The organism is Thiocapsa sp., assembly GCF_035467215.1.
GTDB lineage: Bacteria > Pseudomonadota > Gammaproteobacteria > Chromatiales > Chromatiaceae > Thiocapsa.
Genome location: NZ_DATITZ010000009.1, coordinates 1 through 12,374 on the forward strand (window position 1 = coordinate 1; position 12,374 = coordinate 12,374).

The 12,374-nt window shown below is 64.9% G+C and carries 12 protein-coding genes and 1 pseudogene; 8 read left to right on the forward strand and 5 right to left on the reverse strand.

The window, feature by feature from the left end:
* Positions 1–122 precede the first annotated feature (122 nt).
* The 4 genes from VLR48_RS00450 to VLR48_RS00465 all read right to left on the reverse strand — a co-directional run bounded on the left by VLR48_RS00450 (position 123) and on the right by VLR48_RS00465 (position 2,787).
* A complete protein-coding gene (locus VLR48_RS00450) occupies positions 123–506 on the reverse strand; it encodes a NifB/NifX family molybdenum-iron cluster-binding protein (RefSeq protein WP_325289885.1) in 384 nt (127 codons plus the stop codon).
* A gap of 219 nt (positions 507–725) precedes the next feature.
* Complete coding sequence (locus VLR48_RS00455) at positions 726–1,688, reverse strand: DUF2333 family protein (RefSeq protein ID WP_325289886.1); 963 nt, start codon at positions 1,686–1,688, stop codon at positions 726–728.
* Between the two features lie 259 nt (positions 1,689–1,947).
* Positions 1,948–2,307 (reverse strand): hypothetical protein, encoded by a 360-nt coding sequence (locus VLR48_RS00460; protein WP_325289887.1) that lies wholly within the window; start codon positions 2,305–2,307, stop codon positions 1,948–1,950.
* 54 nt (positions 2,308–2,361) lie between these two features.
* The gene (locus VLR48_RS00465) at positions 2,362–2,787 is read right to left on the reverse strand and encodes a hypothetical protein (protein WP_325289888.1); all 426 of its coding nucleotides are present in this window, start codon (positions 2,785–2,787) and stop codon (positions 2,362–2,364) included.
* A 267-nt stretch (positions 2,788–3,054) separates the two neighbouring features.
* On the opposite strand from VLR48_RS00465, the gene VLR48_RS00470 reads away from it, so the two are divergent.
* Both VLR48_RS00470 and VLR48_RS00475 read left to right on the forward strand, forming a co-directional pair.
* Positions 3,055–4,854 (forward strand): transglycosylase SLT domain-containing protein, encoded by a 1,800-nt coding sequence (locus VLR48_RS00470; protein ID WP_325289889.1) that lies wholly within the window; start codon positions 3,055–3,057, stop codon positions 4,852–4,854.
* Positions 4,855–4,877: 23 nt separating this feature from the next.
* Complete coding sequence (locus VLR48_RS00475; protein ID WP_325289890.1) at positions 4,878–5,504, forward strand: hypothetical protein; 627 nt, start codon at positions 4,878–4,880, stop codon at positions 5,502–5,504.
* Positions 5,505–5,689: 185 nt separating this feature from the next.
* Here VLR48_RS00475 and VLR48_RS00480 read toward each other — a convergent pair whose 3' ends face one another.
* The gene (locus tag VLR48_RS00480) at positions 5,690–6,430 is read right to left on the reverse strand and encodes a sulfite exporter TauE/SafE family protein (protein WP_414718561.1); all 741 of its coding nucleotides are present in this window, start codon (positions 6,428–6,430) and stop codon (positions 5,690–5,692) included.
* 403 nt (positions 6,431–6,833) lie between these two features.
* Between VLR48_RS00480 and VLR48_RS00485 the strand changes: the two genes are divergently transcribed.
* The 6 genes and pseudogenes from VLR48_RS00485 to VLR48_RS00510 all read left to right on the forward strand — a co-directional run.
* Positions 6,834–7,736, forward strand: coding sequence for a complex I NDUFA9 subunit family protein (locus tag VLR48_RS00485; RefSeq protein ID WP_325289892.1), 903 nt, complete (start codon positions 6,834–6,836; stop codon positions 7,734–7,736).
* Between the two features lie 59 nt (positions 7,737–7,795).
* Positions 7,796–8,572: a YdcF family protein gene (locus tag VLR48_RS00490; RefSeq protein ID WP_325289893.1), complete on the forward strand. Its 777-nt coding sequence runs from the start codon at positions 7,796–7,798 to the stop codon at positions 8,570–8,572.
* A gap of 126 nt (positions 8,573–8,698) precedes the next feature.
* On the forward strand, positions 8,699–10,171 hold the full coding sequence (locus VLR48_RS00495; RefSeq protein WP_325289894.1) for a DegQ family serine endoprotease: 1,473 nt from the start codon (positions 8,699–8,701) through the stop codon (positions 10,169–10,171).
* Positions 10,172–10,554: 383 nt separating this feature from the next.
* Complete coding sequence (locus VLR48_RS00500) at positions 10,555–11,325, forward strand: DUF2189 domain-containing protein (protein WP_325289895.1); 771 nt, start codon at positions 10,555–10,557, stop codon at positions 11,323–11,325.
* A gap of 140 nt (positions 11,326–11,465) precedes the next feature.
* Positions 11,466–12,086: a methylthioribulose 1-phosphate dehydratase gene (locus VLR48_RS00505; RefSeq protein WP_325289896.1), complete on the forward strand. Its 621-nt coding sequence runs from the start codon at positions 11,466–11,468 to the stop codon at positions 12,084–12,086.
* Positions 12,083–12,374, forward strand: a pseudogene (locus VLR48_RS00510) (cupin); the annotation flags it as partial. The gene VLR48_RS00505 and the pseudogene VLR48_RS00510, both read left to right, overlap by 4 nt.

Genomic DNA, 12,374 nt, shown 5'->3' on the forward strand with positions numbered 1-12,374 from the left:
CGCGAGGATGCACGCCGGTGACGCGCTCGAGAAATCCGCGGTCGAGCGGCCCCGCATTCACTCACCGGAAAACGACATCACCGGTGGAATACTTCCTGCGAAAACTGCCGGTGGTTTGCGGATCAGGATGGGGAACAACAATGCCCGTGCGCAACGCTCTCCGCACAGGGCGCTGCGGCGGCGAGCGTGCCGCCCAGATAGCTTTCCAGCGATGCCCGCACCGTACCGCTCGCGCCCGTCGCGGTTCCGATACCGGCCTGCGTGAAGAACTCGATGGCGCGTCCGCCCATCCCGCCGCTCAACATGACCTCGACCTGCTGCTCTTTGATGAAGCTTGGGATCTGTCCCGGCTGATGCGCTTCGGCGAAGGGATTGGCGATGTCCCGCGTCGCGGTGACCGCGCCGTTTTCGATGTCGACGACGATGAAGTAGGGGGCATGGCCGAAGTGTTGTGCGACCTGGCTGTCGAGACCTTGGTTGGATTCGGCGGAAACTGCAATCTTCATCTTAGATCTCCTGGTGGATATGGGGGTGGATCTGTATGGGGTTGATCGGAGTTGATCGGGGTTTTCAGGCGTGTCGTCCGGGCTTTACGACAACGACAACGACAACGAGCGGTCTCGACACATCGGCCGTGCCGCACTAAACCGCGCCGGCTCCAGCGGTCGTGAAATCCGCCGGGGCCGATCCCATCCAAAAACATCGCATACCGCACTGGGCGCGGTTTAGCCTTCCTGCAGGAGGATGCGAAGATCCATCAGGGCGGCGTTGGCCTTCGCGATATAGGAGGCCAAGACGAGTGAATGATTGGCCAGAATGCCGTATCCGTCCCCGTTGAGGACGATCGGACTCCCCATCGGTTTGGTGGCGCCCTTGAGATCTCGGATGATCTGCTGCATCGATGTCTCGGCTCGCTTGGCCGCAAAGACGCGGCTGAAGTCGCGCTCGATGGCCTGCGTGAGGTGCAGGATGGCCCAGCTGTAACCGCGGGCACAATAGAAAACGTTGTCGATCTGGTCCCAATCGGTTCGGGTCGGTGCGAGATCGTTTCGCGTCGCGGGATCCTCGTCCGGGACGGGCCTGGCGATCACTGCGGCCAGATCGCTGTCGGTCACACTCGAGGTTAAGCGTACGCCGAAATTTCCCAAACGTTTCTCGACCACCGCGAGATAGGCCGCGAGATTGTCGGCGCGGGCGAAGAACTGTGCGTTCGGGTCGTCGCCCTTCGTGAGGTGCGCGAGGTACTGTTCGAGGGCATCGACTCCCAATGCGTATTCGGTTTCTGCCTCGGGCAGGACCCAGGACTTGGGGTCGATGGCAAACCGGAGGTCGGCTTGCTTGACATCGGTATTTTCGATGGACTGCGTTTGGCTTCGGCTGAAGTCGTTTCGCAGCGCGCGCGTATAGTCGCGCAGCGCCATCAATGTTCCGCACTCCCAACTCGGCGTGTTGTCGAGCAAGGCGCCGGGCGGCAGCCGATCGTTGTAGAGAAATCCACCGGGTTTCCCCAAGAGCGTCTCCCCGATCCTGATCGCCGCGGCAACGCCGTGACTCCCCGGGACCGGATCCTGACCCGGTTGGCGAGGCAGGGTTTCGGCCACTTCCGCAACATCGAAGGGCGCCGGCGGAACGGACCAATAGGCAGCAACGCCGATACCGACCAAGCCGAGGAGAGCGAGCGCCGACAACGCGGAACGCCACGGGATCCGGTTTGCCGCGCGCCGGCCGGATCGGCCCGGCGATCCGCCGTCGGCCGCAATTGATGGAATCGAAGTGGAGCGAGTCATCCGGATGTCCTGTCTGAGTGTTGCTATGTCATAACATTAGCTATTTCTAATGCTGGCGACATTGCGGATTCGCAGACAGCGACGGATGACGGCCGATCACTGAAGCCCGAGTGATGTCGCGATCAACGCGACCCGTTCGCTCGAGTGTTGTTAGGGATGGTCAGTCCGCTCGCACAGCGGCCGGCGCTTGAGCGACGGCTTCGGGGCCTTCGACCAATTGACGGATGATGTCGCGGCATTCGGCGGCGTTGCCGATCCATTGCAGTCCGGCCTCGGCCGGCACGGCGCCGCTTTTATCGCGAATCTTCGCGATCGTGGCGGCGATCAGCGCGTCGATCTGCGCGGGATCGGTCACCAGACCGCTCTCTTCGGCCGTCTCGACCGCCAGGCAGGCACCGGCCTGGGATCCGATCACCAGACCGCTCGCGGCACCCAATCCGGCACCGAAGCCCAGTGCAAGGAACCCTCCGACGGCGCTTCCGATCAACAGAAAAATCAGGGCGAGGATGAATGTCTTCATTGACGTCTCTCTGTAGGAAATGAAATGTCGGACGTTGCGGACGACACCGGCATGTCATCGCCCGCTCGCGCCCCATTGCCAGATGCTTTCCCCGCGCGGTAAGGAGACCTCGCCCAAGGCGTCGAAGCGTCCGGTCAGACCTTCCATGTCGATGCTGCCTTCGAATTCGATCTCGCCTTCGACGGGGTGAACCGCCGAGAAGGAGATGCCGTCCTCCTGAATCGTCACGTCGACAAGCTGTGGTCGCATCGGCAGGCCATCGGCGAACTGGACCAGGGCGACGTAAGCGACCTCGTCATCCCGGACATGCGGCAGGATGAAGACCTCGATTCCGAGCAACTCCCCTTGCTCCACCGACGGCTCCATGTTGGAGTAGATGCCTTGCAGCTTCGCTGCGTCCGCTGCCGCCGGCATGACCGAGGTGCCCATGATTGCGAGGGTCATGCACATCAGGGTGAGGCAAAGGGGTCGTAAGTGCATCGGCGTTGTCCTGTCTGCTTGGTCTGCCGCGACGGCGATGACCCCGTCGGGCCCGGAAGTGTCGCCGACAATGGCTGCGTCGACAAGCGTGTAAGGATCCTCGTGTTCAAGTTCGCCTTTCTGTCATCGTGCCGTGCCTCGTCGAGTGCCTCTCGGAGCGCCGCTTGCACGGCGGTGTTTTTCCTGTTGCTCGGCATGTTCGGCCGGCCCTGGGCAGACGATCGCCCCACTTTTCTGGTTGCCGAGCGGGCGTTGGAGGCCGGCGACATGGAGACCTTCGATCGTCTCGCTGCAGGTCTCGTCGATTACCCGCTTTATCCTTACCTGCGCTTCGCCGTCGTGACGCGGGACCTCGCGGCGACATCCGATGAGGAGATCGAGCGCTTTCTGATCGATTTCCCGCAGACCCAGCTCGCGACCCGTCTGCGTCTTGCCTATCTGGCGCGACTCGCGGCCGCCGAGCGCTGGTCGGATTATGCGCGGATCTACCGGCCGGATGATTCGACCGAGCGGCGCTGTCTCTATCTTCGTTCACTCATCGAGACGGGACGCGGCGACGAGGCGCTAGCCCTGGTCGAGCCGCTGTGGTTGTCCGGTGGATCACAGCCGGACGCCTGCGATCCCGTGTTCGCGGCATGGCGCGATGTCGGCGGTCTCACGACGGACCGCATCCTGCAGCGCATCCGTTTGGCGATGGAGGCGGGCGAGCGCGGTGTTGCCCGCTATCTGGGCGGGCTCCTCCCGGATGCGGAGAAGGGCCGATACGAGGCGTGGCGTGCGGTGGACGCCGATCCGTCGCTGGTCCTGGATCCGGCCTCTGTCGAGGACGGACACCCGCAACGCGCCGCGATCCTGGCGCACGGGCTTGTCGCTCTGGCACCTCGCTCGCCCGAGCGGGCTGCCGACGCCTTGGTCTCTCTCCGGGATGTTTTAAGCATGGATGCAGCTGCTTCGGATCGCGCCCATGCGGCGATCGGACAGGCGTTGACGCGCGCGGGAGATCCACGCGGGCTCGCGGTCTGGGACGGCCTGCGCGCGACCGAGAGCACGCTGACCGAGCAGGAGGCTCGCCTGCGTGCGGCGGTTGCCTTACGCGCCTGGGAGCGGGTGGCGGAGTGGGTTGCACGGATGCCCGAGGGTGCGGTCAAGCGTGACCGCTGGCTCTACTGGCAAGGGCGCGCACAGGCCGAGCTCGGTCACGACGAGGCGTCGCGCCTGACTCTGGCAAGCGCCGCCGAGGGACGCAGTTTTTGGGCCTTCATGGCAGCGGACCGGCTGGGCCTGCCCTATCGACTCGATCATGTCTGGACGCCCGCGGAGCCGAAACGGATCCGGGCCATCGCGAGCAGCCCGACCTTTGCACGCATGCGCGAGTTGAGCCGTCTCGGCCGCGAGACCGACATGCGCCGCGAGTGGCGCGAGCTGATGGCGCATCTCGATGGCCCGGATCTGATGGCGGCCGCCTACGTGGCCGATGCGATGCGCTGGCACGACCAAGCGGTGCAGGCGTTGGCGCGTTCCGGCTACTGGGACGACATGGAGTTGCGCTTTCCGGTGCAGCACCGCGCTTTGGTCGAGGAGCAGGCTTGGCAGCAGGGAGTGGCGCCGGACTGGGTCCTTGCCGTGATCCGACAGGAAAGTGTCTTTGCCCGAACCCTGGCCTCTCATGCCGGCGCGATCGGTCTGATGCAGCTCCTGCCGGGAACGGCGCGGGAGGTCGCGCAGATGCTCGAATTGCAGCCGCCGTCGCGTTGGGATCTGCTCGACCCCTCGATCAACATCACGCTGGGCAGTGCGTACCTCACGCGCATGCGCGATCGATTTGGTCACGTCGCCTTGGCCACGGCCGCTTATAATGCCGGGCCGGCGCGCGTGGCGCGTTGGGTGCCGGACGCCTGTCTAGAGGCGGATCTTTGGATCCTCGCGATCCCCTTCCTCGAGACGCGTCGTTATGTCGAGCGTGTTCTCGCCTATCGGGTGATTTACGGCGAGCGTTTGGGTCTTCCGCCGACACGCCTTTCCGATTGGCTTCCTCCCGTGCCCGGCGAGGACTTCTTCGGATCCTGAATGAAACCCTGAATGAAACCCTGATGTTGAACCTCTTTCGTCCCTATCTCACGATCATCGCGACCTGTCTCGCGGTGTCGGTCGCGCTCCCGGTTGCCGCCGATACGCGATCGGCCATGGCCGACGCCATGGTGCGCATGATGGAGGCGATGGGTCTCTTCGGCGCGGCCGGCGGTGGCATGTCCGGCGGTTCGCCCGGCGTCCCCAATCCGATGGGCATGTCGGGCTGGCCGTCCGGGTTCGGGGCCATGCCGGGCGTTCCCGACGCGGGCACGATGCCGTTCCCCGGCGGATCGCAGATGGATCCGACGAGCCAAGTGAGCCAGATGGGCCAGATGCTGGAACGCTTCAATCCGGGCGGCGCCATGACCGGTACGATGCCTTGGACGGCAGGTCCATTGGAGGGTATTTGGGAGGGCAGCGACGACGGACTTCTGATCGTGCAGGGCGGGCGCTGCCGCATCTACGCGCCCTTCAGCGGCTACATCGACGGCGACATCCGCATCGCCGGAGATCGTGTCGAGCTGACCAATCGGCGCGAGAGCTTCAGTCAGGAGTTCGAGTATGCCTTGGACCAAGGCCGCCTGGTGCTGCGCGACCGCCAGGGCCAGATCTATCTGTATCGCCGCCTCGTCCTCGGGGGCGGCTGAACCGCGTCCGGAGCATATCCGCCTTGTCTTCGTCGGAAGCGATGTCGAGGATGTCAAGAGCCTCGGCAAGACGCGGTTCAGAATCAATCCAAAACACTCTGAAACCGCGTCGACTCCGACCTTTGCGGATCGATCCGACGTCAGCCCAGTCGGCGAGCCTTGCATATCGGACACCCGGACGCGGTTTAATAGGCCAAGCGCAGGGCGATCAGCAGGAGAAACACCCCGAACAGCCGCTTCAAGAGAGCAACCGGCAGCCGATGTGCCAGAGATGCACCGAGGGGCGCGGTGGGCATGCTGGCGAGCAGGATCGCCCCCACGGCGGGCCAATAGACGAAGCCCGTGCTCGCGTCGGGCAATCCCTCGCGGCCCCAGCCGACCACCATGAAGCCGACGGCACCGGCGATTGCGATCGGCAGACCGCAGGCGGCCGAGGTTCCGACCGCCTTGCGCATGTCGATCCCTCGGTTGCCGAGAAAAGGCACCGTCAGCGTACCGCCGCCGATCCCGACCAGCGCGGAGAGCGTCCCGATGCCTGCGCCCGCGGCCCACATCCCTCCGGAGCCGGGCAGGGTGCGCTCATGATGGATCGTCCGAGGAACCAGCATGCGGATCCCGACATAAGTCAGAAAGACGGCAAAGAGACGGGTCAACCAGAGCTCGGGGATGATCCCCGCCAGGGCGGCGCCGAGCCAGGCGCCGAGGACGATGCCGGGTGCCAGTCGGGCGACCAGATCCCAGCGCACGGCACCGCGCCCGTGATGGGCATAGGTCGAGGCGGCACCCGTCCCGACGATGGCGGCAAGCGAGGTTCCCACGGCGAGATGCGGGATCCAAGCCTCGGTCATCCCGATTTGCGCGAACAGCAGGATCAGCGCCGGGACCACGATCACGCCGCCCCCGACGCCGAAGAGACCTGCAAGCATCCCGGATGCGGCGCCGATGGCGAGATAGGCTAGAAGCTCGAGCACTGTATTCGGTCCTGAACGATCCAGAGCCCCAAAGGACCGCTTGCCGACCGCGGCTGGCTTTGAAATCGTTCCGCAAGGAGTGGTTGAATAGGACAATGCGCGTCCGGCGGGGCACCGTCGCGGTGACGCCCGGATCGGCACTTCCGAGCGCACTCGCGGTCCGACGTCGCTGCGGCTTCGGCCACGTCAGCCCCGAAGGACTGTTCATTTGAATGTTTTTCAGTTATCTAAACCGCGTCTCGCCGAGGTCCCAAGGGGAGGCGAGACCGAAAATACCTCAGCGCGACAAAGAGCCAACCGGGCGCGGTTTAGCCCGATCACGGGCGCCGAGACGCCCCAGACGAGTCAAGACGACATCATGAGACATCCGTGCATTTGTGTCATCGGGGGAACCGGCTTCGTCGGTCGGCATCTGTTGAATCGCCTGTCCGCTGCCGGGTATCGGACCCGTGTGCCGACGCGCCATCCCCATCGTTATCGACATCTGCGGCTCGTTCCGGGCTGCGAGCTGGTCCAGCTCGGGCACTGGGACGAAACCGGTTTGGGCGAGCTGATGGTCGGATGCGATGCCGTGGTGAATCTGGTCGGGATCCTCAACGAGGGGGGCGGGCGCACCTTCGAGCGGTCCCACGTCGGGATGGTCGAGGCGACGACGCGTGCTGCGCTCGCCGCCGGTGTCGGTGCATACCTTCACATGAGTGCGTTGAATGCGGACCCGGCCGGTCCGAGCGAATATCTGCGCAGCAAAGGCAGGGGCGAGGCGGTAGCGCTGTCGGCGGCCGAGCAGGGGCTGGCTGTCACGGTGTTTCGTCCCTCCGTCATCTTCGGACCGGGCGACGGACTCTTCAATCGCTTCGCATCGCTGCTGCGCTTACTGCCCGGACCCTTCCCGCTGGCTTGCGCCGACGCACGATTCGCGCCGGTCTATGTCGGCGATGTCGCGAGTGCGATGCTGCGCGTACTCGAAGATCCCGCGAGCCGAGGGACGATCTACGAGCTGTGCGGACCGCGCACCTTCGCGCTGCGCGATATCCTGACCTATACGGGCAGCCGCATCGGGCGCAAGGTCCGGGTGCTTGCACTGAGCGATCGTCTCGCGCAACTCCAGGCGCGCATCTTCGAAAAGCTTCCGGGAAAACCCTTCAGTACGGATAACTATCTGTCCCTTCAGATCGACAGCCTCTGTCGCGAGGACGGACTCGGCCGACTCGGCATCACGGCGACCGATGTCGACGCCGTGGTGCCCGCTTATCTGGGTTAGCCGCTTGAGCAAAGCACCGGATCGGCAGAAGGATCCGGTCAACCCGAGCCCGCGATCGCATGCTGTACCTCGATAAGCTGCTCAGCCAACTGGCCTACCCGCTGGGACTCTCGATCGTACTTGCGGTGTTGGCGCTCGTACTCATCCTTGCGGGTTGGCGGCGATCCGGACTTTCTGCCTTGTCGGTCGGGATCCTTTGGCTCGCGCTTTGGTCGATCCCCATCGTCTCGGACGGGTTGCGCCTGTCCTTGGAAGGCCGGTTCGCGCATGTTCCGGTCGGCGCCTTGCCGGCGGCGGATGCCGTGGTCGTCCTCGGCGGCGGTATCCGCGGTGGCCCGCCCGATTGGCCGGATCCGGATCTCGGGCGGGCCTCGGACCGGGTTTGGCATGCGGCGCGGATCCATCATGCGGGGAAGGCAGCGCGCGTCATCGTCTCGGGGGGCTCCATGCCGTGGGCAGGCGAGCGCCGCAGCGAGGCCGACGCGATGCTGCGTTTCCTCGCCGATCTGGGCGTGCCGTCCGATGTGATCCTGCTGGAGGGGCGCAGCCGCAACACGCGGGAGAACGCGCTCTATACCGCCGAGATCCTGAGCGCGGAGGGCATCGATCGCGTCCTGCTGGTGACGTCGGCGTTGCATATGCCGCGTGCTCTGGCGACCTTCCGCGCGGTCGGGATCGATGCGGTGCCGGCCCCAACCGATTTCGAGGTGATGCCCGAGCCGGCTCATCTGATCCGTTGGCTCCCGGACGCCGAGGCCTTGTCCGACAGCACGCGCGCCCTGAAGGAATATGTTGGATGGTGGGTCTACAGTTGGCGCGGCTGGGCCGAGTCCTGAGCCCGCCGATCATCGAGGTCCGGCGATCGAGCGATCCATCACCAACGGAATCGGCGTGAGCGGAAGCAGGCGGCTGAAATCAACAGAGCGAATTCGAGTGATCGAGTCACTTCATTGGAGGCGATGATGAAAAGGCATGTTTTTATTGCGACTGTCCTTGCGGCCGCGGTGCTCGCCGCCCCCGCGCAGGCGTTGGACGGCGGAGTCGAGAGTCTGCGCGAGACCGGCAAGGCGTTCGCCTCGGTCGGCCGGGCGGTGTCCCCGTCCGTGGTCTTCATCCGAGTCGAGGGCCAGGGCGCGGCGAGTGCACAGGCACCCCTCTCGACACCTTTCGGCGATGCGCTTCCCTTCGGGGACGAGTTCCTCAAACGCTTCTTCGGGGAGGGCTTTCCGGGAATGCCGCGTGGCCAGTTGCCCCAAGCCCCGTCGGAGGGGCCGCGCTCGATGGGGCAGGGCTCGGGATTCGTGTTCGCCGCACAGTCTGGTCTGCTCGCCGACAAGACCTATATCATGACCAACAATCACGTCGTCGAAGGCGCCGAGCGGATCCGCGTCACCTTTCAGGACGGACGTGAATTCGACGCCGAGGTGACCGGCCGCGATCCTCAGTCCGACGTGGCCGTCGTCGAGATCAAGACCGGCGGCCTGCCCGCACTCGCCATGGGCGATTCGGCGAAGCTAGAGGTCGGCGAATGGGTGGTCGCGATCGGCAATCCGTTCGGATTGAGCCACACCCTGACGGTCGGCGTGGTCAGTGCGACCGGGCGCACGAGCTTGGGCATCAACGACTACGAGGATTTCATCCAGACCGACGCCGCGATCAACCCGGGCAACTCGGGCGGGCCGCTCGTGAATCTCGACGGCGCCGTTGTCGGTATGAACACCGCCATCTTCAGTCGCAGCGGCGGCTATATGGGCGTGGGTTTCGCCATACCGATCAATCTCGCCAACGCCATCGCCAATCAGCTGATCGAGCAGGGGGAGGTGACGCGCGGCTTCCTCGGCATCGTGATCCAGCCGCTGACCGCGGATCTGGCCGAATCCTTCGGGATGCAGCAGGGCGAGGGGATTCTGGTCGCGCAGGTCACGGAAGACAGCCCGGCGGGGAAGGCCGGTCTGCGTCAGGGCGACGTCATCGTCGCCTACCGCGGCGAGCCCGTGACGGACGTGGGCAATTTCCGCAACCGAGTCGCGCTGACCCCGCCGGGGAGCAGTCAGGAGTTGACCATCGTGCGCGAGGGGCAACGTCAAACCCTCGGAGTCACCATCGGGACGCTGAACGCCGATGCGCTGGCATCCTCGTCCCCGACCCAAACCAGCGAGGAGCTTGGGCTGACCCTGCAGACCCTCACTCCGCAGCTTGCCGAGCAATTCGGGGGTCAGCCCGGCGAGGGTGTTCTGGTGACGGATGTGAAACCCGGCTCCATCGCCGCTGTGGCCGGTATCGAGCCGGGCACGCTGATCCTGCAGGTCAACCGCGAGTGGGTGAAGAGCGTCGCGGACTTCCAGCAAGCCGTGAAGGCGGGGCGCGAGACCGGGCGGGTCCTGTTGCTGGTCCGCAAAGACGAGATGCAGCGCTTCGTGGTCTTGAGCTGGTAGCCGCGTGCGGCGGGAAGGGATTCCCGCCGGTCGGTCCGGGCGCGGGCCAGGGTCACCTCTTAACAACGCCGTGTCCTGATGCCGACGTGCAACGACATCGTCTGACGCCGCGGCGGGGCCGGTCGTCGATACAAGTGATCGACACAAGTCATCGAGATGACTTGCGAACCAATCTGGCCGCGACTAGTCTCTCTTTGAAGACCAAGCGCAAACGTTGGTTTTGAAGTCCGCGCCGATCGGGGTTCCGGGAGGCAGTACATCGGATCTTGTCCAGACCAGCGAGCCACCTCCAACAGCATTGGTTCGCGATGCCGCGAGGGCTCTCGATGCCGTTCCGGCAACCCCGTCGGTAGAGAACACGATCATCGTCGGGAGGAAATAACATGAGTCTCGTGACCCACCTCAGCGGACATGGCGGCCATGCGTTGCCCGTCATGCATGTTTCTTTGGCAAGACCCTTCATCTGGCTCGGCAAGGGTTGGGGGGATCTGCGCCGGACCCCGCGCGCCAGCCTCGCCTACGGGCTGCTTGTCTCCGTGCTGGGTGCTGTGATCCTCGGCTTCTGGCGGCATCCCTATTTCATCGCCGCCGCCGTCGCCGGATTTCTGTTGGTCGGCCCGCTGTTTGCGGCGGGCTTGTGCGAGTTGTCGCGTCGTCTCGCAGCAGGGGAGACTGCCGATTTCGACACATCGCTCTCGGTTCTTGCCCGTCATCGCACGGCATTGATTCGGTTTTCGGCCGAGCTGTTGGCGATCGGTGCGATCTGGTTTGCCGCCTACACCCTGATGTTGCATCTGGCCTTGGGAAGCGCCGCTCCGAGTGTCGAGGCGACGCAGTGGGGTGGCGTGCTCGAGCAGTTGACCGCGGCGCAGTTGATCTCCTACGGCGTGGTCGGCGGCCTTCTCGCGTGCGTCGTCTTCGCGCGATCGGTCGTCGCGGTCCCCCTGATCATCGATCGACATGTCGATTCGCCGACAGCCGTGCGTACCAGTATCCGTGTCACGCTTGCCGATCTGCCGGCGATGATCCTGTGGGCGGCGCTGATCGTGATCCTGGTCGGTTTGGGCTTTGCGACATTCCTGGTCGGCATGGTGGCGGTCTTTCCGCTGCTCGGGCATGCGACCTGGCATGCCTACCGCGATTTGGTGAAATAAGGAGCGCGACCGTTCTCGTCCGCTCGGCGGTTCGGCCGGGCGGGCTTCATCGAAACGAGTCGCGTCGGTCGGAACTGCCCTCACCATTGGACCTCGTCCCCATTCTGCCTTAGATTGCCGTTTTGCCCGGCGGAACCGAGATGGTCGATCCCGAGGTCTTCAAACTGCGCGCCGCCGAGCTGATCGGCGTCGGGCACTTTTGTTTTTCACGCGGATGGCTGCCGGCGACCTCCGGCAACCTCTCCGCGCGTCTGGATGCGAGCCGCATCGCCATCACCGTATCGGGGCGTCACAAGGGCGAGCTCGACGCGAGCGGCATCATGGCGATGGATGTCGACGGCACCATCCTGAACGCCGGCTGCCGGCCGTCCGCCGAGACCGAGCTGCATCTGATGCTGTATCGCCGCGATCCGAGTATCGGTGCCGTGTTGCACACCCACTCGGTCAACGCCACCGTACTCTCGCGCTTGGCCGGTGACTCCCTGACGCTCTCTGACTACGAGGTCTTGAAGGCGTTGCCCGGGATCGAGACGCACGAGACCCGGCTTGCGCTGCCCGTCTTCGCCAACGACCAAGACATCGCCCGTCTGGCGCTCGAGGTTGAGCGGACCCTGGAGCGCACGCCGGATCTGCCTGGCTACTTGATTGCCGGTCACGGCCTCTATACCTGGGGCAGCAACGTTGCCGACGCGCGTCGGCGGATCGAGGCGTTCGAGTTCCTGCTCGAATGCGAAACCCTCACGAGGAGCATGACCCGATGAGCGAGCTGCGTATTCACGCCGAAGACCGACCCGTCCCCGAGGCGGTCTTCAACGATTTTGCCGACATCCGGCGCGAGCTCGGCGCGATCGGGGTCAACTTCGAGCGCTGGCAGGCGGATCGCGTCCTGGCGGTGGATGCGACGCCTGACGACGTCATCGCCGCCTACCGCGGCGATATCGATCGCCTCAAGACCGACTACGGCTTCGGGGCGGTGGATGTCCTGCGTATGACGCCGGACCATCCCGACCGCGAGGCCCTGCGCGCGAAGTTCCTGAACGAGCACACCC

Coding starts and splice junctions, on each gene's coding strand:
- VLR48_RS00450 (WP_325289885.1), bottom strand. CDS start 506: ATGAAGATTGCAGTTTCCGCCGAATCCAACCAAGGTCTCGACAGCCAG.
- VLR48_RS00460 (WP_325289887.1), bottom strand. CDS start 2,307: ATGAAGACATTCATCCTCGCCCTGATTTTTCTGTTGATCGGAAGCGCC.
- VLR48_RS00465 (WP_325289888.1), bottom strand. CDS start 2,787: ATGCACTTACGACCCCTTTGCCTCACCCTGATGTGCATGACCCTCGCA.
- VLR48_RS00470 (WP_325289889.1), top strand. CDS start 3,055: ATGGAGACCTTCGATCGTCTCGCTGCAGGTCTCGTCGATTACCCGCTT.
- VLR48_RS00475 (WP_325289890.1), top strand. CDS start 4,878: ATGTTGAACCTCTTTCGTCCCTATCTCACGATCATCGCGACCTGTCTC.
- VLR48_RS00480 (WP_414718561.1), bottom strand. CDS start 6,430: ATGCTTGCAGGTCTCTTCGGCGTCGGGGGCGGCGTGATCGTGGTCCCG.
- VLR48_RS00485 (WP_325289892.1), top strand. CDS start 6,834: ATGAGACATCCGTGCATTTGTGTCATCGGGGGAACCGGCTTCGTCGGT.
- VLR48_RS00490 (WP_325289893.1), top strand. CDS start 7,796: ATGCTGTACCTCGATAAGCTGCTCAGCCAACTGGCCTACCCGCTGGGA.
- VLR48_RS00495 (WP_325289894.1), top strand. CDS start 8,699: ATGAAAAGGCATGTTTTTATTGCGACTGTCCTTGCGGCCGCGGTGCTC.
- VLR48_RS00500 (WP_325289895.1), top strand. CDS start 10,555: ATGAGTCTCGTGACCCACCTCAGCGGACATGGCGGCCATGCGTTGCCC.
- VLR48_RS00505 (WP_325289896.1), top strand. CDS start 11,466: ATGGTCGATCCCGAGGTCTTCAAACTGCGCGCCGCCGAGCTGATCGGC.